1 pseudogene is annotated in these 415 nt (G+C 42.9%); it reads left to right on the forward strand.

From position 1 onward, the window contains the following. Positions 1-415, forward strand: a pseudogene (locus tag RVS70_RS22800) (DUF1980 domain-containing protein); the annotation flags it as partial.

Genomic DNA, 415 nt, shown 5'->3' on the forward strand with positions numbered 1-415 from the left:
TTCTTCCCGATTGCAACGCTTGACTCATCGATTGTCAAAACAAAAGTGTTCTCGTTTAAGGCAATGGAGAGCGGAGATCATTACTCCCAAACACAGTATTTGCGGCCTGATGCCAGCCTTTATTACGCGCAAGACAGCTATGACAAACAGATGAAACAGCTGTTTAATAAGTATTCCAGCAAAAAAGAGATTTCTCTGAACGATGATGATTTCCTAAAAGGAATGGAAACCATCTATAACTATCCGGGTGAATTTCTCGGACGGACGATTGAATTTCATGGATTTGCGTACAAAGGAAACGCCATTAACAAAAATCAGCTGTTCGTGTTGAGGTTTGGCGTCATTCACTGTATCGCTGATTCCGGCGTGTACGGGATGCTTGTGGAGTTTCCGAAGGACATGAACATCAAGGATG

The organism is Virgibacillus sp. M23 (assembly GCF_034190895.1).
Lineage (GTDB): Bacteria > Bacillota > Bacilli > Bacillales > Amphibacillaceae > Virgibacillus > Virgibacillus salarius.